Source organism: Burkholderia sp. GbtcB21 (genome assembly GCF_019091065.1).
Taxonomy (GTDB): Bacteria; Pseudomonadota; Gammaproteobacteria; order Burkholderiales; family Burkholderiaceae; genus Burkholderia; species Burkholderia pyrrocinia_C.
In genome coordinates this window covers 747,284-768,842 of the sequence record NZ_JAGXKA010000002.1, presented here as the reverse complement: position 1 = coordinate 768,842, position 21,559 = coordinate 747,284, and the positions used below count along the sequence as shown (strand labels likewise).

At 65.0% G+C, this 21,559-nt stretch carries 20 protein-coding genes and 1 tRNA gene; 13 read left to right on the top strand and 8 right to left on the bottom strand.

Features of this window, described 5'->3' with window-relative positions; genetic code table 11:
- Nucleotides 1-2: 2 nt before the first annotated feature.
- The 4 genes from KVT39_RS07860 to KVT39_RS07845 form a co-directional block, all read right to left on the bottom strand.
- A complete protein-coding gene (locus tag KVT39_RS07860; protein ID WP_175750255.1) occupies nucleotides 3-1,280 on the bottom strand; it encodes a GspE/PulE family protein in 1,278 nt (425 codons plus the stop codon).
- Between the two features lie 83 nt (nucleotides 1,281-1,363).
- The gene (locus tag KVT39_RS07855) at nucleotides 1,364-2,656 is read right to left on the bottom strand and encodes an HlyC/CorC family transporter (protein WP_175750254.1); all 1,293 of its coding nucleotides are present in this window, start codon (nucleotides 2,654-2,656) and stop codon (nucleotides 1,364-1,366) included.
- Nucleotides 2,657-2,799: 143 nt separating this feature from the next.
- Nucleotides 2,800-2,876 (bottom strand) — tRNA-Pro (locus tag KVT39_RS07850).
- Between the two features lie 181 nt (nucleotides 2,877-3,057).
- Nucleotides 3,058-4,053, bottom strand: a complete 996-nt coding sequence (locus KVT39_RS07845) for a polyprenyl synthetase family protein (protein WP_034182656.1) — start codon at nucleotides 4,051-4,053, stop codon at nucleotides 3,058-3,060.
- Nucleotides 4,054-4,263: 210 nt separating this feature from the next.
- On the opposite strand from KVT39_RS07845, the gene rplU reads away from it, so the two are divergent.
- The 4 genes from rplU to proB all read left to right on the top strand — a co-directional run bounded on the left by rplU (nucleotide 4,264) and on the right by proB (nucleotide 7,371).
- Entirely contained in the window at nucleotides 4,264-4,575 is a 312-nt protein-coding gene (gene rplU, locus KVT39_RS07840; protein ID WP_006025184.1) for a 50S ribosomal protein L21, read from the top strand.
- A gap of 24 nt (nucleotides 4,576-4,599) precedes the next feature.
- A complete protein-coding gene (gene rpmA, locus KVT39_RS07835) occupies nucleotides 4,600-4,863 on the top strand; it encodes a 50S ribosomal protein L27 (RefSeq protein ID WP_006476999.1) in 264 nt (87 codons plus the stop codon).
- Between the two features lie 186 nt (nucleotides 4,864-5,049).
- A complete protein-coding gene (obgE, locus tag KVT39_RS07830; RefSeq protein ID WP_217588322.1) occupies nucleotides 5,050-6,162 on the top strand; it encodes a GTPase ObgE in 1,113 nt (370 codons plus the stop codon).
- A gap of 90 nt (nucleotides 6,163-6,252) precedes the next feature.
- Nucleotides 6,253-7,371 carry a glutamate 5-kinase gene (gene proB / locus KVT39_RS07825; protein WP_034182658.1) on the top strand — a complete coding sequence of 373 codons (1,119 nt, stop codon included), beginning with the start codon at nucleotides 6,253-6,255 and terminating at the stop codon, nucleotides 7,369-7,371.
- A gap of 96 nt (nucleotides 7,372-7,467) precedes the next feature.
- On the opposite strand, the gene KVT39_RS07820 is transcribed toward proB, so the two are convergent.
- Both KVT39_RS07820 and KVT39_RS07815 read right to left on the bottom strand, forming a co-directional pair.
- Nucleotides 7,468-8,025, bottom strand: a complete 558-nt coding sequence (locus KVT39_RS07820) for a CNP1-like family protein (RefSeq protein ID WP_034182659.1) — start codon at nucleotides 8,023-8,025, stop codon at nucleotides 7,468-7,470.
- A gap of 63 nt (nucleotides 8,026-8,088) precedes the next feature.
- Nucleotides 8,089-8,736, bottom strand: coding sequence for an RNA pyrophosphohydrolase (locus KVT39_RS07815; RefSeq protein ID WP_034182660.1), 648 nt, complete (start codon nucleotides 8,734-8,736; stop codon nucleotides 8,089-8,091).
- A 218-nt stretch (nucleotides 8,737-8,954) separates the two neighbouring features.
- Here KVT39_RS07815 and KVT39_RS07810 point away from each other — a divergent pair, with 218 nt between their 5' ends.
- Nucleotides 8,955-10,691 carry a proline--tRNA ligase gene (locus KVT39_RS07810; RefSeq protein ID WP_034182661.1) on the top strand — a complete coding sequence of 579 codons (1,737 nt, stop codon included), beginning with the start codon at nucleotides 8,955-8,957 and terminating at the stop codon, nucleotides 10,689-10,691.
- Nucleotides 10,692-10,712: 21 nt separating this feature from the next.
- Entirely contained in the window at nucleotides 10,713-11,315 is a 603-nt protein-coding gene (locus KVT39_RS07805) for a MarC family protein (protein ID WP_217588321.1), read from the top strand.
- Between the two features lie 79 nt (nucleotides 11,316-11,394).
- On the opposite strand, the gene KVT39_RS07800 is transcribed toward KVT39_RS07805, so the two are convergent.
- Nucleotides 11,395-11,946 carry a hypoxanthine-guanine phosphoribosyltransferase gene (locus KVT39_RS07800; RefSeq protein ID WP_034182663.1) on the bottom strand — a complete coding sequence of 184 codons (552 nt, stop codon included), beginning with the start codon at nucleotides 11,944-11,946 and terminating at the stop codon, nucleotides 11,395-11,397.
- Nucleotides 11,947-12,040: 94 nt separating this feature from the next.
- Complete coding sequence (gene ffh, locus KVT39_RS07795; RefSeq protein WP_034182664.1) at nucleotides 12,041-13,408, bottom strand: signal recognition particle protein; 1,368 nt, start codon at nucleotides 13,406-13,408, stop codon at nucleotides 12,041-12,043.
- Between the two features lie 89 nt (nucleotides 13,409-13,497).
- Between ffh and KVT39_RS07790 the strand changes: the two genes are divergently transcribed.
- The 7 genes from KVT39_RS07790 to KVT39_RS07760 all read left to right on the top strand — a co-directional run bounded on the left by KVT39_RS07790 (nucleotide 13,498) and on the right by KVT39_RS07760 (nucleotide 21,409).
- Entirely contained in the window at nucleotides 13,498-14,391 is an 894-nt protein-coding gene (locus tag KVT39_RS07790) for an inner membrane protein YpjD (protein WP_105389877.1), read from the top strand.
- Between the two features lie 13 nt (nucleotides 14,392-14,404).
- Complete coding sequence (locus KVT39_RS07785; RefSeq protein WP_034182666.1) at nucleotides 14,405-14,713, top strand: PP0621 family protein; 309 nt, start codon at nucleotides 14,405-14,407, stop codon at nucleotides 14,711-14,713.
- A complete protein-coding gene (ampD, locus tag KVT39_RS07780) occupies nucleotides 14,710-15,300 on the top strand; it encodes a 1,6-anhydro-N-acetylmuramyl-L-alanine amidase AmpD (RefSeq protein WP_034182667.1) in 591 nt (196 codons plus the stop codon). The genes KVT39_RS07785 and ampD overlap by 4 nt, the downstream gene beginning before the upstream one ends.
- A 452-nt stretch (nucleotides 15,301-15,752) precedes the next feature.
- On the top strand, nucleotides 15,753-18,743 hold the full coding sequence (locus tag KVT39_RS07775; protein ID WP_105389875.1) for a ribonucleoside-diphosphate reductase subunit alpha: 2,991 nt from the start codon (nucleotides 15,753-15,755) through the stop codon (nucleotides 18,741-18,743).
- Between the two features lie 363 nt (nucleotides 18,744-19,106).
- Nucleotides 19,107-20,318: a ribonucleotide-diphosphate reductase subunit beta gene (locus tag KVT39_RS07770; protein WP_034182669.1), complete on the top strand. Its 1,212-nt coding sequence runs from the start codon at nucleotides 19,107-19,109 to the stop codon at nucleotides 20,316-20,318.
- Between the two features lie 82 nt (nucleotides 20,319-20,400).
- Nucleotides 20,401-20,727, top strand: coding sequence for a hypothetical protein (locus tag KVT39_RS07765; RefSeq protein WP_217588320.1), 327 nt, complete (start codon nucleotides 20,401-20,403; stop codon nucleotides 20,725-20,727).
- 28 nt (nucleotides 20,728-20,755) lie between these two features.
- On the top strand, nucleotides 20,756-21,409 hold the full coding sequence (locus KVT39_RS07760) for a histone H1-like DNA-binding protein (protein WP_034182670.1): 654 nt from the start codon (nucleotides 20,756-20,758) through the stop codon (nucleotides 21,407-21,409).
- Nucleotides 21,410-21,559 lie beyond the last annotated feature (150 nt).

Below are 21,559 nucleotides of genomic sequence, written 5' to 3'. Positions count from 1 at the left end.
GCTCAGGCCGCCGGTGTCGCGGCGACGGCTTCCGCGATGCTCGTCGTGCCGTCCCGGACGCGCGCGAAGGCAGCGTCGCGCAGATTGCGCACGCCTTCGGCCGCCGCGCATTGTGCGAGTTCGCCGACGCTCGCCCGCGTGACGATGCGTTCCGCCAGCGCGGGCGATACCGGCATCGTCTGATGCAGGCCGATGCGGCCGCGATAGCCGATACCGTGACACACGGAACAGCCGCGCGCGACGAACGGCCGCCATCCGGCTGCCAGGGCCGCCGGGTCGCAGCCGGCTTCCCGCAGCACGCGCGCCGGTGCGTCCGAGTGCATGCGGCACGCGACGCACAAGCGCCGGACGAGGCGCTGCGCGGTGACGAGGTGCAGCGCGGCCGCGAGGTTGTACGGCGCGACACCGATGTCGAGCAGCCTCGCGACGGCGGCCGGCGCGTCGTTCGTGTGCAGCGTCGACAGCACGAGATGGCCGGTCTGCGCGGCCTTGATCGCGACGTCGGCCGTCTCCGCATCGCGAATCTCGCCGACCATGATGATGTCCGGATCCTGTCGCAGCAGCGCGCGCAGCGCCGTCGCGAACGTGAGCCCTGCCTTTTCGGCGACACCGACCTGGCTGATCCCGTCGAGCTGGATCTCGGCGGGATCCTCGACCGTGCAGACGTTGTGTGCGTCGCGATCGAGCATCTGCAGCGCGCAGTAGAGCGACAGCGTCTTGCCGCTGCCGGTCGGGCCCGTGACGAGCACGAGGCCGTGCGGTGCACGTATCGCGGCTTCCATTGCTGCTGCCTGCTGCGCGTCGAAGCCGAGGCGGGCGAGCGTCAGATCGGGCGGCAGCGTTTCGAGGCGACGCAGCACGAGCTTTTCGCCGAACAGCGTGGGCAACGAACTGACGCGATAGTCGCCGCGCGTGCCGCCGTCGATCGCGATGCGCAGCCTGCCGTCCTGCGGCAGCCGCCGCTCGGCGATGTCCATGCGCGCGAGGACCTTGATCCGCGTGACGAGCGCGTCGCGCAGGTGTAACGGCGGCCGCGCATGTTCGTGCAGCACGCCGTCGATGCGCAGGCGGATGCGCCAGCCGGCTTCGAACGGTTCGACGTGGATGTCGGATGCGTCGCGCACGCGTGCCGCGTGAAGCGTGTCGGTCAGCAGCCGCACGGCCGGTGCGTCGTCGAGTTGGGCCGCGTCGAGCGCGTATGGTGCGGCGGCGGGCGACGCATCGGAGTGGGCGGGCGGCGGCTGCGTGCGCAGCGGCGCCCCGGGAGGAGGGAAATGCATGTGAGCCGGCGCGTCGGCCGCCTGTTGAACGTGATCTGCAGATGGTCGCGCGTCGCGGGCGGCGCCGGCAGTCGGCCGTTCGGCTAACGCAGGGCGGTGCGTGCGGTGCGCGCGCCGCGCGGCTTGAAGAGCTTGACGGTGCGCACGGCCTGGTCGTCGCTGCGCATCACCTCGAGCATCACGTCGCCGATTTTCAGGCACACGTCGTCTTCCGGAATTTCCTCGAGGGTTTCGAGAATCAACCCGTTCAGCGTCTTCGGCCCGTCGGTCGGCAGCTTCAGGTGCAGCCAGCGGTTCAGTTCGCGCAGCGGCATGCCGGCCGTGACGATGCATTCGCCGTTCTCGTCCCAGCCGCCCGCGCGTTCGCTGCGCGGCATCGACGTCGTGAATTCGCCGATCAGCTCCTCGATGATGTCTTCGGGCGTGACGAGCCCTTCGAGCTCGCCGTATTCGTTGACGACGAGCGCGGTACGCTGCCGGGTCTCCTGGAAATACTGGAGCTGCTGAACCACCGGCGTGCCCGACGGCACGTAGTACGGCTCGGCGAGCAGCGAGCGCAGCGTTTCGCGGTCGAACTCCTGGTTGTGCAGCGCGGTCAGCGTCTTGCGCACGTGCAGCACGCCGAGCACCTTGTCGATGTCGCCTTCGTAGACGACGAGCCGGTTGTGATAGCAGGTTTCGAGCTGGTGCAGGACGTCGTCGAGCGGCGCATAGAAGTTGAGCGATTCGATCTGGCGGCGCGGCACCATCACGTCGTCGACCGTGATGTTCTCGAGGTCGAACAGGTTGAGCAGGATGCTGCGGTGCTTGGTCGGCATGAAGCTGCTCGACTCGAGCACGATGGCCCGCAGTTCGTCGGCGGACATCCGCTGGTCGCGGCCCTTCTTCGTGTTGATGCGCAGCACCCACAGCACGCCGTTCGCGAGCGCGTTGACGAACCAGACGACCGGCTTGAACACGCGCATCAGCGGCGCGATCACGAGGCTCGCGGGCAGGGCGATGCGTTCGGGGAAGGTCGCGCCGACGATCTTCGGCGCGATTTCCGCGAACACGATGATCAGGAACGCGACGATGCCGGTCGCGATCGACAGCGCGAGATTGTTGCGGCCGAACGTATGGAGCGCGAGCGACGTCGTCAGGACCGGGATGATCGTGTTGAACAGGTTGTTGCCGATCAGTATCACGCTGAGCAGCAGGTCAGTACGCGTGAGAAGCCCCTGGGTGGTCTTCGCGCCGAGTGCGCCCTGGCCGGCGAGATGCTTCAGCCGATGGCGATTGAGCGCCATCATCGCGGTCTCGGAAATGGAGAAGAAGCTGGAACAGAGGAGAAGCAGGAAGACGGCGCCGATTTGCGCCCATAAGGGAATTTGGTCCACGCGTCGGAAAGGGCAGTGAAGGACAGGAATGGAGGGAATATAGCAGAGGCCGGCGACCGCGATGTGTCGTGCGCGACACGATGGGCCCGCAGCGGCCGGGCAAAAAAAAAACCGTGCACGCAGTGCACGGTTTTTTACAAATCTGGTCGGGGTGAGAGGATTCGAACCTCCGGCCTCTACGTCCCGAACGTAGCGCTCTACCAGGCTAAGCTACACCCCGATTTGGACTCTTCCGATTTCGCAGTCTTCTTCAAGACCGCTGCGTCGTCGAGCAAGAACATAACTATAACGACGTTTCTTCGAAAATGGAATACCTTGGCGAAGAAATTTTTCGAGACGGGGGAATCGCACCGTGTCGAACGTGCGTCGTTGCAGCAGTGGCGACGACGCACGCAATGCGTTTACGACTGCCGCGACGTCGAGTACGAGCACAGCGCGAGCAGGCTCTCCTTATAGATCGAATCGGGGAACGCGGCGATCGCTGCCGCTGCCGCCTGCGCTTCCTGGCGTGCGCATTCGAGCGTGTGATCCAGCGCGCCCGAACGTGTGATCGCTTCGAAAATCGTGTCGAAGCGATCGGTGCCGCCCTGTTCGATCGCCTCGCGTGCAAGCGCCGACTGTTCCGGCGTGCCGCGTTCGATCAGGTAGATGAGCGGCAGCGTCGGTTTGCCTTCGCGCAGGTCGTCGCCGGCATTCTTGCCCATCGCCTCGACGGTGCCCGCGTAGTCGAGCCAGTCGTCCATGATCTGGAACGCGGTGCCGATCCGGCGGCCGTATTCGGCGGCGGCGGCTTCGGTCGGCGCATCGGCGCCGGCGAGCACCGCGCCGAGACGCGCCGACGCCTCGAACAGTTTGGCTGTCTTGTAGCGGATCACCTGCATGTAGCGCGTTTCGTCGACGTCCGCGTCGTGCATGTTGAGGAGCTGCAGCACCTCGCCTTCGGAAATGATCGTCGTCGCTTCGGACAGGATCTCCATCACGCGCATCTTGCCGACGCCGACCATCATTTCGAACGAGCGCGAATAGAGGTAATCGCCTACCAGCACGCTCGCCGCGTTGCCGAACAGCGCGTTGGCGGTCTGGCGGCCGCGGCGCAGCTCGGATTCGTCGACGACGTCGTCATGCAGCAGCGTGGCCGTATGGATGAACTCGACGACGGCGGCCAGCACGTGCCGCTGGTGCGACGTCTCGCCGAGCGCGCCGGCGACGAGCAGCAGCAACGCCGGACGCAGCCGCTTGCCGCCCGCGCCGATGATGTACTCGGCGATCTGGTTGATCAGCAGCACGTCGGACGCGAGGCTTTGCCGGATAACGCGATTCACCTGCTCCATGTCGCTGGTGATCGGAGCGAGCAGGTGGGCGGCGCTGAGGGTGGGGGAGGCGGTGGACGACGACATGATGATGGAATTGGGTGATGCCGCGGATTATAAGTCGAATCCGAGATCTCCCGGTCTGTCGGACGTGCCGCAGCCGCGATTTTGGCCGTCCGGCCGAGGCCGGCGTACGGCAATCGTCGATCGGTTTTGACTTGGGTGCTAACCCCATGTATAATCACGTGTTTTCCGCGCGTGGTGTGCGGAAAAATTGGATCCAGAGTGAGGTTCTCAATGTACGCGGTCATAAAAACCGGCGGCAAGCAGTACAAGGTTGCCGTTGGCGAAAAACTCAAAGTAGAACAGATACCGGCTGACATTGACGCTGAAATCACGCTCGACCAGGTTCTCGCAGTGGGCGAAGGCGAATCGATTAAGTTCGGTACGCCGCTGGTCAGTGGGGCTTCCGTCAAGGCCACCGTTGTGTCGCACGGTCGTCACGCCAAGGTCACCATCTTCAAGATGCGTCGCCGGAAGCACTACCAAAAGCACGGCGGCCACCGCCAGAACTACACTGAGCTGCGCATCGACGCGATCAACGCGTAAGCGCCTCGGTTAAGGAGCAATCAGATGGCACACAAAAAGGCAGGCGGCTCTTCCCGGAACGGCCGCGACTCCGAGTCGAAACGTCTCGGCGTGAAGGTGTACGGCGGCCAGGCAATCAATGCCGGCGGCATCATCGTGCGTCAGCGCGGCACGCGCATGCACGCAGGCGAGAACGTCGGCATGGGCAAGGATCACACCCTGTTCGCGCTGGTCGACGGTCACGTGAAGTTCGCGACGAAGGGCGCGGACAAGAAGCATCTGGTCATCGTCGTCCCGGCGGCTGCCTAAGTTCAGGCACCCACGGGCTTCGAGCCGAAAGGCCCCGCAGTCTTCGCGGGGCCTTTTTTATTTGGCCGCCGGGCGCATGTGCGTTCCGGCGACCGTCGTGCAACCGGCGTACGATCGGCCGAACGGCAGATTGTTCAAGCGCGCCGGCGCGCGGCACAATAGCGGAAATACTGGGCGGAGTGACGAATGAAGTTCATTGACGAAGCACGAATCGAAGTCATCGCCGGCGACGGAGGCGATGGCAGCGCGTCGATGCGCCGCGAGAAATTCGTCCCGTTCGGCGGGCCGGACGGCGGCGACGGCGGCCGGGGCGGTAGCGTCTACGCGATCGCCGACCGCAACATCAATACGCTGATCGACTACCGTTACGCGAAGAAGCACCTGGCGCGCAATGGCGAAAACGGTCGCGGCTCGGATTGCTACGGCAAGGGCGGCGACGACGTCACGCTGCGCATGCCGGTCGGCACGATCATCAACGACATGGATACCGGCGAGCTGATCGCCGACCTGACCGAGCACGACCAGCAGGTGATGCTCGCACAGGGTGGCTCTGGCGGCCTCGGCAACCTGCATTTCAAGTCGAGCACGAACCGCGCGCCGCGTCAGAAGACAGACGGCAAGCCCGGCGAGCGGCGCATGCTGAAGCTCGAGTTGAAGGTGCTCGCCGATGTCGGCCTGCTCGGTATGCCGAACGCGGGCAAGTCGACGTTTATTTCGTCGGTGTCGAATGCGAGGCCGAAGATCGCCGACTACCCGTTCACGACGCTCGCGCCGAATCTCGGCGTGGTGCGCGTCGGCCCGAGCAAGAGCTTCGTGATCGCCGACATCCCGGGGCTGATCGAGGGCGCAGCCGAAGGCGCGGGCCTCGGACATCAGTTCCTGCGTCACCTGCAGCGCACGGGCGTGCTGCTGCATCTTGTCGATCTCGCCCCGTTCGACGAAAGCGTCGATCCGGTCGCGGAAGCGACTGCGATCGTCGGCGAGCTGCGCAAGTACGATGAGGCGCTGTACGAGAAGCCGCGCTGGCTCGTGCTCAACAAGCTCGACATGGTGCCGGAAGACGAGCGCGAGGCGCGCGTCGCGGATTTCCTCGAGCGCTTCGGTTGGGACGGCCCCGTGTTCGAGATTTCGGCGCTGACGGGGCAGGGCTGCGAAGCGCTGTGCTACGCGATCTACGATTACCTGTCCGAGCATTCGGACGCGCATCGCGCGGCGGAGGCGGAAGATCTCGCGGCGGACGTGCGTTTCCGCGATGCGCCGCCTGCGAACGGCGGTGCAGTGCCGGGCGACGACGCCTGAGCGGTTCCGGAACGCGCCGGGCGTGCCGCCCGGCGTCGGCGTTCAATCGCGCCCGGCCGGGCAGGCATCAGATACAGGAGACAGTGCAGGATGCGTTCGATCATCGCGGATTCGAAGCGATTGGTGGTGAAGGTGGGCTCCAGCCTCGTGACCAACGACGGCAAAGGGCTCGATCATGCTGCAATCGGCCGCTGGGCCGCCCAGATCGCCGCGCTGCGCGCTCAGGGCAAGGAAGTCGTGCTCGTCAGTTCGGGCGCGATTGCCGAAGGGATGCAGCGGCTCGGCTGGAGCAAGCGGCCGCGCGAAATCGACGAGCTGCAGGCCGCCGCCGCAGTCGGCCAGATGGGGCTCGCGCAGGTCTATGAGAGCCGTTTCACCGAACACGACATCCGCACCGCGCAGATCCTGCTCACGCACGCCGACCTGGCGGACCGCGAGCGTTACCTGAATGCGCGTTCGACGCTGCTCACGCTGCTGCGGCTCGGCGTCGTGCCGATCATCAACGAGAACGACACGGTCGTTACCGACGAAATCAAGTTCGGCGACAACGACACGCTCGGTGCGCTCGTCGCGAACCTGATCGAAGGCGATGCGCTGATCATCCTGACCGACCAGTCGGGGCTGTTCACGGCCGATCCGCGCAAGGATCCGAACGCGACGCTCGTCGCCGAGGCCAATGCGGGCGCGCCGGAACTCGAGGCGATGGCGGGCGGTGCGGGCTCGAGCCTCGGCCGCGGCGGGATGTTGACGAAGATTCTCGCGGCGAAGCGTGCGGCGCACAGCGGCGCGAACACCGTGATCGCGAGCGGTCGGGAGTCCGACGTGCTCGTGCGTCTGGCGGCCGGCGAGGCGATCGGCACGCAACTGATCGCACGTACCGCGCGGATGGCGGCGCGCAAGCAATGGATGGCCGATCACCTGCAGGTGCGCGGCCATGTCGTGATCGATGCCGGCGCGGTCGAGAAACTGACGGCCGGCGGCAAGAGCCTGCTGCCGATCGGCGTGACCGGCGTGCAGGGCGCGTTCGCGCGCGGCGAGGTGATCGCGTGCGTCGGCCCCGACGGGCGCGAAGTGGCGCGCGGGCTCACGAACTACAGCAGCGCCGAGACGAAGCTGATTCAGCGCAAGCCGAGCGGCGAGATCGAGACCGTGCTCGGCTACATGCTGGAGCCTGAACTGATCCATCGCGACAACCTCGTGCTGGTGTGACTGTCCGCTCCGGATCCGGTAGCCAAATAAAAAGCCCGCGTGATGCGGGCTTTTTGCATGGTGCGGGACGGAGCAGGCGGCTCGTGCCGCGTACCGTCAGCGCAACTGGCTCATTGCGGTGCGGTGAAACCGGATGTTCTCCAGGATCTGCTTGGTCGAGCCTTGCGGCATCTTGTTCGCGCAGAAATAGTCCTGATAGAGCGACGAGTGGTACGCATTCAGTTCGCCGTTCTCGATGCGCCGCCAGTCGTTCTCGACCGTGCGGTCCCAGCCGTCGTGTTCCGCATTCAGGCCGGCGTACTGCCGCCATTCGTAGGTGTCGCAGCGGATGCCTTCGTAGTTCACATTGCGCGCGCCGGCCGGGCTCGTGATGACGACGGCGTAGCGCACGACGCCATCGGTGCCGACCGCGAGCGACTTCGCATCGACGAAGAACTTGAGCGGCGTGTTCTGCGATACGTTGAACGGCAGCAGGTCGCCCGTCTGCGGCAGCGGCGGCAGTGTGTCGACCGCGTTTTCCTTCCAGGTGCCCTGGCGGTCCAGCAGATACACGAACTCGCTGTCATCCTTGTTGGTCGGCGTCTTCGAATTCGCGCAACCGGCCAGCATGGCCGCTGCGGCAATCGATGCGAGCGCGAGAGCAATCGCTTTCAATATGCATTCCTCGTAAAAAAAGGGCGCGACACAAGGTCGCGCCCGGTCATGCAGTCCGACTCGTCATTTGCCGACGATCACGTGGGGCGGCATCTCGTCGAGCGTGCCCGCTTCCACTTCGATCTCCGAACAGACTACCGATGTGTCGACAATCGTCAACGTCTGCTGGGCCTGTGCGCCGATGACGCGCGGATAGCGCGACAGACGCGGCCCGCGCGGCTTTTCGGCTCGCTGCGCCGGGCGGCGCAGGAAGCGCGACAGTTCCGTCAGCGCCAACTGATAGACATCCCGCTTGAACTCGATCACCGCATCGAGCGGCACCCAGTACTCGTTCCAGCGCCACGCATCGAACTCCGGGTGATCGGTCGCGCGCAAGCAAATGTCGCAATCGCGTCCAACCATCCGCAGCAGGAACCAGATCTGCTTCTGGCCGCGGTAATGACCGCGTACTTCGCGTTTGATGAACTTGTCAGGCACCTCGTAACGCAACCAGTCGCGAGTGCGGCCGATTATCTTGACGTGTTCCGGATGCAGGCCCGTTTCCTCGTGCAGTTCCCGGTACATCGCCTGCATGGGGGTCTCGCCGTACTTGATCCCACCTTGAGGAAACTGCCAGGAGTGCTCGCGGAGCCGCTTGCCCCAAAACACCTCGTTGCGCGCGTTCAAGAGGATGATGCCGACGTTCGGGCGAAAGCCTTCACGATCCAGCATACAACCACCTTCGAATCCTTTAAAATTGCTTTGATTATAAACAGATAACGGGCGCTGCGCACCGTGACGGAGCGAATCCGCGCGGGGCACACCGGCTGAATTGTCCCTGATTAGTCTGCTACGTCATCTGCGCCATCGTCGTTCGTCGCGCGCAGCTTTTTCACCTTGAAACTTTTTCGGGCGCCCCGCCTGGGGGCGCCGTTTTTGGAACCGTCCGCATGAAAGCTTCCCGTTTCTTTATCGGCACCCTGAAAGAAGCACCCGCCGACGCAGAGATCGTCAGCCACAAGCTGATGGTACGCGCCGGCATGATCCGTCGCGTCGCCGGCGGCATCTATAACTACCTGCCGGTCGGCCTGCGTTCGATTCGCAAGGTCGAGGCGATCGTGCGCGAGGAAATGAACCGGGCGGGCGCCATCGAGCTGCTGATGCCGGCCGTGCAGCCGGCCGAGCTGTGGCAGGAATCGGGCCGCTGGGAACAGTACGGCCCCGAGCTGCTGCGCTTCAAGGACCGCAAGGACAACGATTTCGTGATCGGGCCGACGCACGAGGAAGTCGTCACCGACATCGCGCGCAACCAGATCAAGAGCTACCGGCAGATGCCGGTGAACTTCTACCAGATCCAGACGAAGTTCCGCGACGAGATCCGTCCGCGCTTCGGCGTGATGCGCGGCCGCGAATTCATCATGAAGGACGCATATTCGTTCGACAAGGATGCGGCCGGCCTGAACGAGTCGTATCGCAAGATGTACGACGCGTACGTGCGCATCTTCACGCGCCTCGGCCTCGAGTTTCGTGCGGTCGCGGCCGACAGCGGCTCGATCGGCGGCAACTTCTCGCACGAGTTCCACGTGATCGCCGACACCGGCGAGGACGCGATCGCCTACTGCCCGACGTCCGAGTTCGCGGCGAACATCGAGGCGGCCGAAGCGCTGCCGCTGATTGCCGAGCGCGCTGCGCCGGCAGAAGCGATGGAAAAGGTCGCGACGCCGGGCAAGGCGAAGTGCGAAGCCGTCGCCGAACTGCTGGCCATCCCGCTCGAGCGCACGATCAAGTCGATCGTGCTCGCGACCGACAACGAAGGCGCCGAGCCGACCATCTGGCTCGTGATGCTGCGCGGCGACCACGACCTGAACGAGATCAAGGTGTCGAAGCTGCCGGGCCTGAAGAACCACCGCTTCGCGACCGAACAGGAAATCGTCGAGTGGTTCGGCACGCCGCCGGGCTACCTCGGCCCGGTCGGCACGAAGAAGCCCGTGAAGGTGATCGCGGACCGTACGGTCGCGAACATGAGCGACTTCGTCGTCGGCGCGAACGAGGTCGACTATCACATCGCGGGCGTGAACTGGGGCCGCGACCTGCCCGAGCCGGACGTCGCCGATGTGCGCAACGTGCAGAAGGGCGACCCGTCGCCGGACGGCAAGGGCGTGATCGACATCTGCCGCGGCATCGAGGTTGGCCACGTGTTCCAGCTCGGCACCAAGTACTCGGAAGCGCTGGGCGCGACGTTCCTCGACGAGTCGGGCAAGCCGCAGCCGATGCTGATGGGCTGCTACGGCGTCGGCGTCACGCGCATTCTCGGCGCGGCGATCGAACAGAACTTCGACGACCGCGGCATCATCTGGCCGGAGTCGATCGCGCCGTTCGAGGTCGTGCTGTGCCCGATGGGCTATGACCGCAGCGAAATGGTGCGCGAGACCGCCGACAAGCTGTACGCGGAACTCGTTGCGGCCGGCATCGACGTGATCCTCGACGACCGCGGCGAGCGTCCGGGCGTGATGTTCGCCGACTGGGAGCTGATCGGCGTGCCGCATCGCCTCGTGATCGGCGAGCGCGGCCTGAAGGAAGGCAAGATCGAGTATCAGGGCCGCCGCGACGCCGAAGCGACGCTGCTGCCGGTCGACGCGGCCGCGGCGACGGTCGCGGAGAAGATCCGCGCCGCGCTCGCGCACTAAGCGCGGCGACCGGGGGACACGATGGAATACACGTTCCTGTCGGCCACCGTGCTCCTGGTGCTGATCACCGATCCGCTCGGCAACATCCCGCTGTTCATTACGGCGATGCGGGACGTGCCGCGCGAGCGGCGCGTGAAGCTGATCCTGCGTGAAGTGGGGATCGCGTTCGTGATCCTGCTGTTCTTCATGGTGGTCGGCGACCGCTTCCTGCGGATGATGAACCTCACCGACCTGTCGTTGCGGCTCGGCGGCGGGATCGTGCTGTTCCTGATCGCACTGCGGATGATCTTCCCGCATCCGGACGGCGCGCTCGGCAGCGATCCGCGCGCGGGAGGCGAACCGTTCATCGTGCCGCTCGCGATTCCGGCACTCGCCGGGCCGTCGGCGCTCGCGACGGTGATGCTGCTGACGTCGCAGGCGCCGGGCAAGATGTTCGAGTGGGTCGGCGCGCTGACGGTCACGATGCTCGTCTGCGCGGTCACGCTGGTATTGGCCGAACGGATCCAGCAGTGGCTCGGCGAGCGGACGGTCGCGGCGTTCGAGCGGCTGATGGGCCTCGTGCTCGTCGCGATTTCGGTCGAGATGCTGCTGGCCGGCATCCGCGCGTTCGTGCACCAGCTGTAGGGCGGCGCGCACACGAAAAAAAGCGGCGCTCCGGGAAACCGGAGCGCCGCTTTCTTTTATATAGCGGGCAGCGCGGCGATCAGACGTTCGCGGTCAGCGCGCGGATCGTCGGCAGGTTGCGCCAGTAGCCCTTCGCATCCATCCCGCAGCCGAACACGTAGCGGTCCGGCACCGAGAAGCCGCAGAAGTCGGGGTGCAGCGGTTTGGCCTTCGCGAGCGTCTTCTCGCACAGCACGGCCGACATGAAGCGCTGCGCGCCCATGTCGAGGATGCGGTCGCGGATCGCGGCCATCGTCTCGCCTTCGTCGAGGATGTCGTCGAGCACGAGCACGATCCGGTCCTTCACCGATTCGCGCGGCGCGACGCGCCAGTGCATCTCCGGGCTGCCCTGCGTCGTGTTGCGGTAGCGGGTCAGGTGGATGTAGTCGAATTCGAGCGGGAAATCGAGATGCGGCAGCAGCATCCCGGTAAACACCGCGGCGCCGCCCATCACCGAGAGAACGAGCGGGAACGCATCGCCGATCTCGGCGCGGATCGCGTCGGCCATCCGGGCGATCGACGCATTGACGGCGTCGGCCGAGACGATCTCTTCGGAGTGGTCGAAAATGTGGAGGGCTTCTTCGCGGTTCATGTGTTCTGGCGGGCAGTCGGTATACAAATAAGGATGAAGCAGAACGGACGGCGCGCGCTACAGCAAAAACCCGCGCGCCGGCCGACGGGCGGAATCAGCGCATGCCGGGCATCATGCCCTTCAGGCCGCGCATCATCTTCTGCATGTTGCCGCCCTTCAGCTTCTTCATCATCGTACGCATCTGGTCGTACTGGTTCAGCATCCGGTTGACTTCCTGCACCGGCACGCCCGCGCCGGCCGCAATGCGGCGCTTGCGCGTCGCCTTGATGATTTCGGGTTTCGCGCGCTCGGCGGGCGTCATCGAGCTGATGATCCCTTCCATCCGGCGGATCTGCTTTTCGGCCTGGCCCATGTCGGCGCCGGCCGCCGCCTGCTGGAATTGCGCGGGCAGCTTGTCCATCAGCGACGACAGGCCGCCCATGTTCTTCATCTGCGAGATCTGCGCGCGGAAATCGTTCAGGTCGAAATCGCCGCCCTTCTTGACCTTGTCGGCGAGCTTCTGTGCGGCCTGCACGTCGACGCCGCGCTGCGCTTCCTCGACGAGCGCGAGGATGTCGCCCATGCCGAGGATCCGGTTCGCCATCCGGTCGGGGTGGAACACCTCGAGGCCGTCGAGCTTTTCGGCGACACCGACGAACTTGATCGGCTTGCCCGTGATGTGGCGCACCGACAGCGCGGCGCCGCCGCGCGAATCGCCGTCGAGCTTGGTCAGCACGACGCCGGTGAGCGGCAGCGTGTCGTTGAACGCCTTCGCGGTGTTGACCGCGTCCTGGCCGAGCATCGCGTCGACGACGAACAGCGTTTCGGCCGGCTTCAGCGTGCTGTGCAGCGCGGCGATTTCCTGCATCATCGCCTCGTCGATGCCGAGGCGGCCGGCCGTGTCGACGATCAGCACGTCATGGTAGTGGCGCTTCGCCCAGTCGACGGCCGCCAGCGCGATGTCGACGGGCTTCTGGTCCGGCGTCGACGGGAAGAAGTCGGCGCCGACCTGTTCGCTCACCGTTTTCAACTGCATGATGGCGGCCGGACGATACACGTCGCACGACACGGTCAGCACCTTCTTCTTGTACTTCTCGCGCAACAGCTTCGCGAGTTTGCCGACGGTCGTGGTCTTGCCCGCGCCCTGCAGGCCGGCCATCAGGATCACGGCGGGTGGCGTGACCGCGAGATTCAGCTCGGCGGCCTTGCCTTCGTAGTCGCCGCCGATCACGGCGGTCAGTTCCTTCTGGACCACGCCGACGAGCGCCTGACCCGGCGACAGGCTGCTGATCACTTCTTCGCCGAGCGCCTTTTCCTTGACCTTGGCGATGAATTCGCGGACGACCGGCAGCGACACGTCGGCTTCCAGCAGCGCGAGACGCACCTCGCGGAGCATCTCCTGCGTGTTGGCCTCGGTGAGCCGGGCCTCGCCGCGCAGCGTCTTGACGACGCGCGCCATCCGTTGAGTGAGATTGTCGAGCATGGGGAGCGATGGACAGTGGGGCCCGAAGGCGCGGCGGAACCGAACAAAGGGAGCCGTCGCGGGAAGGGGGCCTAGTGTAAACTTCGAACATGGATATTGTACTGTATGCCCTCACCGCATTCCTGTACGGCGGCCTCGCCGTCGCAGGCTGGCGCACGCACCGCCAGGGTGCGACGCCGCTCGTCGCGAGCGTGCCGGCCGTGCCGGTTCCCGCGTCCGCCGCGTCCGGGATGAGCGGGGCCGGCCGCGCGCTGCTGTTCGCCGCGCTCGTCGCGCACGGCGTGCTGCTCCACATGACGATTTTTCCGAACGACGCGATGGTGTTCGGCTTCGCGTTCGCGCTTTCCGCGATGTTCTGGCTCGGCGCCGGCATCTACTGGATCGAGAGCTTTTTCTTCCCGCTCGACAGCCTGCGCCTGCTGGTACTGCCGCTCGCGTGCGCCGCGTCGCTGCTGCCGCTGGTGTTCGGCGGCGTGCGGGTGCTGCCTTATGCCGCGGCGCCGCTGTTCAAGCTGCACTTCCTGATCGCGAACATCGCGTACGGCCTGTTCGCGATCGCGGCGCTGCACGCGATCCTGATGCTGATGGTCGAGCGGCGCCTGCAGTCGCTGCGCAACGGCGGGCGCGACGGCTCGACGGGCTGGATCGCGAGCTGGCTCGAAACGCTGCCGCCGCTGCTCACGCTCGAGAAGCTGCTGTTCCGCCTGATCGGCGCCGGCTTCGTGCTGCTCACGCTGACGCTCGCGTCGGGCATCCTGTTCAGCGAGCAGGTCGACGCGCGCGCGCTGCGGCTCGACCACAAGACCGTGTTCGCGATCCTGTCGTGGCTGATGTTCGGCGGCCTGCTGGTCGCCCGCAAGACGTCGGGCTGGCGCGGGCGCGGCGCCGCGCGCTGGGTGCTCGTGTCGTTCGCCGCGCTGCTGCTCGCGTATGTCGGCAGCCGGTTCGTTTTCGAGGTGCTGCTGCACCGTTCCGTGGTTTGACCGCAGGTTTCCGATGCGACAGATTCTTCTCCTGATTCTTCTCTTCTTCGCCGGTTCGTGGCTCGCACGCAAGCTGCGCCAGGCCCAGGAGCACGCGCAGGCACGCACCGGCCGCGGCGCGGGTGACGGCGGCGCGCCGGGTGCCGGCGCTGCGCGCCCGAACGGCGACACGCGGTCGCTGCCCGAGCCGATGGTGCGCTGCGCCGAATGCGGCGTGCATGCGCCGAAGGGCGACGCCGTCGCCGCGGGCGGCGAATACTTCTGCAGCGCCGAGCACGCACAGCGCCACGCCGCGCGCGCGAGCGGTCACGACGCACGATGAGCGGCGCGCCGCCGTTGTCGGTCGACGCGAACGGCTGGGTGCGCGAAGCGCGCCATGCGCCGTCGCCGAACTTCGAGGCGCGGCCCGCGGGTGCGGTGCCGACGCTCGTGGTCGTCCACAACATCAGCCTGCCGCCCGGCGAATTCGGCGGCGACGCGATCGAGGCGCTGTTCCTGAATCGCCTCGACTGCGATGCGCACCCCTATTACCAGAGTCACCTGCGCGGGGTGCGCGTGTCCGCGCACTTCCTGATCCGCCGCAGCGGTGAGCTCGTGCAGTTCGTGTCGTGCGACGAGCGCGCGTGGCACGCGGGCTCGTCCGAGTTCTTCGGTAGGGCGCGCTGCAACGATTTCTCGATCGGCATCGAGCTCGAAGGCGCGGACGACGTGCCGTTCGACGACGCGCAGTACGCGATGCTCGCCGCGCTCTCGCGCGCGCTCGCCGCACGTTATCCGGTCGACGCATTCGCGGGGCACTCGGACGTCGCGCCGGGTCGCAAGACCGACCCGGGCCCGCATTTCGATTGGCAACGCTTCGCGAGCGATGCCGGTTTTTCCGCCGGATACTTTCCTTTCCGTCAGCACTGATCGCGGGGTTTTTTGACCGGAGAAAGTTTTTTCTCCGACCAATGCCTTGTCGTGTCGGCGCGCGAGCGATGTCAAGACCTCTATTGCAAATTATCCGTTTTGACCTCGTCCGAATGTCCACTATACTTGGTGCCAGTTGAGCAGTTCTGCACTAGATATAGTGTGTGTCGCAGGGGAAACCCCGAGTGGCACCGGCCGGCGGGCAACGCCGGCGGACGGGGTTCTCAGGGCGGCGCGTCGGGCCGGGCGGTCAGAGCGTCGCGATCAGCGCAGCGAATTTCGACGGGGCAGGGTACACATGACGAAGCACACGACCGGCTCGGTTGTCGCGCATCGACCGAACCGGCTTCCCCGACGCATCGCTCGCCTCTTACCGCTCGCGCACCGCATTGCGCAGCGTTCGTTTTAATCCGCGGTTCTCTCCGCACCATCCAACACCAGGAGCTTTGCACATGCAAACCACCGACAACGCGACGTCCCAGTACGAGAGCGCCTCGAGCCGTCCGCTCGGCGGGACCGAACAGGGCGCGCAAGCGCTCGCGCCGCAAGCCACGTTTGCCGACTACAAGGTGATCCGCCGCAACGGCAGCGTGGTGTCGTTCGAGCCTTCGAAGATCGCGATCGCGGTGACCAAGGCTTTCCTGGCCGTCAACGGCGGGCAGGGCGCGGCATCGGCGCGCGTGCGCGAGCAGGTCGAACAGCTGACGCACAACGTGGTGCGCGCGCTCGTGCGCAGCCGCCCGAACGGCGGTACGTTCCATATCGAAGACATCCAGGACCAGGTCGAACTCGCGCTGATGCGCGGCGGCGAGCACAACGTCGCGCGTGCGTACGTGCTGTATCGCGAGAAGCGTCACCTCGAGCGCCAGCATGCGGGCGAGGAGGCAGCGGCGGCAGGCGGCGAGTCGAGCACCGGCATCAACGTCGTCGACAACGGCGTCTCGCGTCCGCTCGACATGAACGCGCTGCGCGCGCTGATCGTGTCGTCGTGCGATGGCCTCGGCGCTGCGGTTAACCCTGAGCCGATCGTCGCGGAGACGGTGAAGAACCTGTACGACGGCGTGCCGATGAGCCAGGTCTACGACTCGGCGATCCTCGCTGCGCGCACGATGATCGAGAAGGACCCGGCATACAGCCAGGTCACGGCCCGCATCCTGCTGCACACGATCCGTCGCGAGATCCTCGGCGAGGAAGTGGTGCAGGCCGAGATGTCGGCCCGCTACGCGGAATACTTCCCGCAGTTCCTGAAGCGCGGCGTCGACGCCGGCCTGCTCGACGACAAGCTGCTGCAGTTCGACCTGAAGCGCCTCGGTGAAGCGCTCGACGCGAACCGCGACCTGCAGTTCGGCTACCTCGGCCTGCAGACGCTGTACGACCGCTACTTCCTGCACGTCGACGGCACCCGCATCGAAATGCCGCAGGCATTCTTCATGCGCGTCGCGATGGGCCTGTCGCTGAACGAGATCGACCGCGAAACGCGCGCGATCGAGTTCTACAACGTGCTGTCGAGCTTCGACTTCATGAGCTCGACGCCGACGCTGTTCAACTCGGGCACGCATCGCTCGCAGCTGTCGTCGTGCTACCTGACGACGGTCGCGGACGATCTCGACGGCATCTATGAAGCGCTGAAGGAAAACGCGCTGCTGTCGAAGTTCGCCGGCGGTCTCGGCAACGACTGGACGCGCGTGCGCGCACTCGGCTCGCATATCAAGGGCACGAACGGCAAGTCGCAAGGCGTGGTCCCGTTCCTGAAGGTCGTGAACGACACGGCCGTCGCGGTCAACCAGGGCGGCAAGCGCAAGGGCGCGGTCTGCGCGTACCTCGAATCCTGGCACCTCGACATCGAGGAATTCCTCGAGCTGCGCAAGAACACGGGCGACGATCGCCGCCGTACGCACGACATGAACACGGCGAACTGGATTCCCGACCTGTTCATGAAGCGCGTGATGGAAGGCGCCGACTGGACGCTGTTCTCGCCGTCGACCTGCCCGGACCTGCACGACAAGTTCGGTGCCGATTTCGAGAAGGCTTACACGGCTTACGAAGAGAAAGTCGCGCGCGGCGAGATCAAGCTGTTCAAGAAGATCCCGGCGCAGCAGCTCTGGCGCAAGATGCTCGGCATGCTGTTCGAGACGGGCCACCCGTGGATCACGTTCAAGGATCCGTGCAACATCCGCTCGCCGCAGCAGCACGTCGGCGTCGTCCACTCGTCGAACCTGTGCACGGAAATCACGCTGAACACGAGCGACACCGAAATCGCGGTGTGCAACCTCGGCTCCGTGAACCTGCTCGCACACCTGGTGAAGCAGGCCGACGGCAGCTACGCGCTCGACCACGACAAGCTGAAGCGCACGATCAGCGTCGCGATGCGCATGCTCGACAACGTGATCGACATCAACTACTACGCGGTGCCGAAGGCGCGTAACTCGAACCTGAAGCACCGCCCGGTCGGCATGGGCATCATGGGCTTCCAGGACTGCCTGCACCTGCTGCGCACGCCGTACGCGTCGGAAGCGGCGGTCGAGTTCGCCGATCGCTCGATGGAAGCGGTCTGCTACTACGCGTACTACGCGTCGACCGAGCTGGCCGAAGAGCGCGGCCGCTACTCGAGCTACCGCGGCTCGCTGTGGGATCGCGGCATCCTCCCGCAGGACACGCTGAAGCTGCTGACGGAAGCGCGCGGCGGCTACGTCGAGGTCGACACGTCCGAGTCGCTCGACTGGACGACGCTGCGTTCGCGGATCGCCGCGCACGGCATGCGCAACTCGAACTGCGTCGCGATCGCGCCGACGGCGACGATCTCGAACATCATCGGCGTGTCGGCGTGCATCGAGCCGACCTTCCAGAACCTGTACGTGAAGTCGAACCTGTCGGGCGAATTCACGGTGGTGAACGAGTTCCTCGTTCGCGACCTGAAGGAACGCGGCTTGTGGGACGAAGTGATGGTCGCCGACCTGAAGTACTTCGACGGCATGCTGTCGCGCATCGACCGCATCCCGGCCGACCTGCGCGCGATCTACGCGACCGCGTTCGAAGTCGATCCGACGTGGCTGGTCGAAGCCGCATCGCGTCGCCAGAAGTGGATCGACCAGGCGCAGTCGCTGAACATCTACATGGGCGGCGCGTCGGGCAAGAAGCTCGACGAGGTCTACAAGCTCGCGTGGCTGCGCGGCCTGAAGACGACCTACTACCTCCGCACGATGGCGGCGACGCACGTCGAGAAGTCGACGGTCGCACACGGCGCGCTGAACGCGGTGCCGACGGGTGGTTCGAGCAGCGGCGGCGCGCAAGGCGCGGCAGGCGGCTTCGGTGCGGCAGGCGGCGATGCGTCGTCGGGCGCGATCGGCGCAGCGGCGGCACTCGCGCCGGTCGAGGCCGACGGTCCGGTGTGCACGATGCGTCCGGGCGATCCGGGCTTCGACGAATGCGAAGCGTGCCAGTAACGCAGCGCGCCTGACCTGAAGATGTGCCGTGCGGCGCGCACGACGACCGATCGAGGTTGAAGTGTGCGCCGCTCTCAACTAAAAAAATGATAAGGAATCTGTAACGCGGCACCAGCGTTGCAGGCAGCGACAAGCGATCGAAACATCCCCGACGACGTCGCGTTTCGATCAGCGTTCGATGCGTCGAGCGCACCTCGCGATACACGCGCGACACACGTCGCGCTCTGCATGAACGACGATGCGTTGCTCAAAGTGTTGTATCGAGGTCGCAACGCGAATCGAAAAAAGGATTTTTCGTGAGCGAACCCTTTTATCGCTCAGGAAAAGATGGTACAAACCGTTCTAAATTGATGGTGAGAATTTATGCTCAACTGGGATGACGAGAAGACTGCCGTAACTCCCGCGAGCGGAGCGCAGCACAATGCGATGCGCGCCCCCGCAGGAGTGGCTGTCGGAATGCAGGCTGCGTCGCCTGCCGCCCATCAGGTCCGCGACATTTTCGAAGGCGATCTTGCGGTGCCGCCGCAAGCATCGGCTGTTCCCGCCGGCGGTTCGGAAGCGCGGGTCAATGTCGCCGACAAGCGCATCATCAACGGCCAGACTGACGTCAATCAGCTGGTGCCGTTCAAATACAAGTGGGCGTGGGAAAAGTATCTGGCCGGTTGCGCGAACCACTGGATGCCGCAGGAAATCAACATGTCCCGCGACATCGCTCTGTGGAAGGACCCGAACGGTCTGACCGAGGACGAGCGCCGCATCGTGAAGCGCAACCTCGGCTTCTTCGTGACGGCCGATTCGCTCGCGGCGAACAACATCGTGCTCGGCACGTACCGCCACATCACGGCGCCCGAGTGCCGGCAGTTCCTGCTGCGCCAGGCGTTCGAAGAGGCAATCCACACGCACGCATATCAATATATTGTCGAATCGCTCGGTCTCGACGAAGGCGAGATCTTCAACGCGTACCACGAGGTCGCGTCGATCCGCGCGAAGGACGAATTCCTGATCCCGTTCATCCACACGCTGACGGACCCGGCCTTCAAGACCGGCACGCTCGAAGCGGATCAGAAGCTGCTGAAGTCGCTGATCGTGTTCGCCTGCATCATGGAAGGCCTGTTCTTCTATGTCGGGTTCACGCAGATCCTCGCCCTCGGCCGCCAGAACAAGATGACGGGTGCTGCAGAGCAATATCAGTACATCCTGCGCGACGAGTCGATGCACTGCAACTTCGGCATCGACCTGATCAACCAGATCAAGCTCGAGAACCCGCATCTCTGGACCGCGGAATTCCGCGCCGAGATTCGCGAGCTGTTCAAGCAGGCTGTCGAACTCGAATACCGCTACGCCGAGGACACGATGCCGCGCGGCGTGCTGGGTTTGAACGCGTCGATGTTCAAGAGCTATCTGCGCTTCATCAGCAACCGCCGTTGCCAGCAGATCGGCCTCGATCCGCTGTATCCGAACGAGGAAAACCCGTTCCCGTGGATGAGCGAGATGATCGACCTGAAGAAGGAGCGCAACTTCTTCGAGACGCGTGTGATCGAGTATCAGACGGGGGGCGCGCTGTCCTGGGAATAACCCGCAGCAGCGAACCCGTCACATGATGGAGCAGCCGGCGGCCTCTCGGCCCCGGCCCAAGGTTTAGGAGCAAGAACGCCTGATGCAAAGCATGCCCGGTGCCTTAGCGGCCCAACGACACGACAGGCACTTTGCGAACCCTTCAGTGGGATGGGCAAACTTCCCTCCGGATAAAGCGGACGGCCGTGTGGCGGTCCGCTTGATCAAGCGATTAGGGGTAGCGGCGCGAGGTGCGCCGGCTACCGACTTGATTTGGCGCGCGAGGCCATGTGGTCACGCGCGCCATACCGTATTCATTAGCGTAAGCGCGCGGTATCCGCGTACGCCGATGAATAGCCCGCTTCGAAGCGCACGTCCTGAACAGCGTCCGCGGGAAGCGGGTTTTGACGAAGGGTGTAGTTTGAACTGACTCTCATCTGAACCTGAAGGAGAACAACATGGCTACCGCCAAGAAGAAACCGGCTGCTAAGAAAGTTGCTGCCAAGAAGACCGTCGCGAAGAAGGCCGCTGCTCCGGCGAAGAAGGCCGCTGCAGTGAAGAAGGTTGCTGCGAAGAAGGTCGCGGTGAAGAAGGTTGCCGCGAAGAAGGCAGCACCGGCGAAGAAGGCCGCTGCGAAGAAGGTCGCGGCCAAGAAGGTCGCAACGAAGAAGGTTGCAGCCAAGAAGGTCGCAGCGAAGAAAGTCGCAGTGAAGAAGGTTGCTGCGAAGAAGGCAGCACCGGCCAAGAAGGCCGCTGCGAAGAAGGTTGCAGCCAAGAAAGTCGCAGTGAAGAAGGTTGCTGCGAAGAAGGCCGCACCGGCCAAGAAGGCTGCTGCCAAGAAGGCCGCGCCTGCGAAGAAGGCTGCTGCCAAGAAGGCTGCGCCTGCGAAGAAGGCCGCTGCGAAGAAGGCTGCACCCGCCAAGAAGGCTGCCCCTGCTGCGAAGAAGGCTGCCGCTCCGGCGAAGAAGGCTGCTGCTCCGAAGAAGGCCGTCGTGAAGAAGGCTGCACCGGCAACGACCGCGTCGACCGCATCGGTTGCGCCGGCATCGGGCGTGAAGACCGCGCTCAACCCGGCAGCGGCATGGCCGTTCCCGACCGGCAGCCGTCCGTAATCGCGGCTGACCAGCATCACCCGGGCACTCACGTGGTGTCCGTGGGTTGAGTAGCGCTACTCAATCAGTCCCGCCATCTGGCTCAGGTGGCGGGATTTTTTTTCGTCCGTATTCGCCCATGTACCGGCCGCGGCGAGTACGGACGAAAAA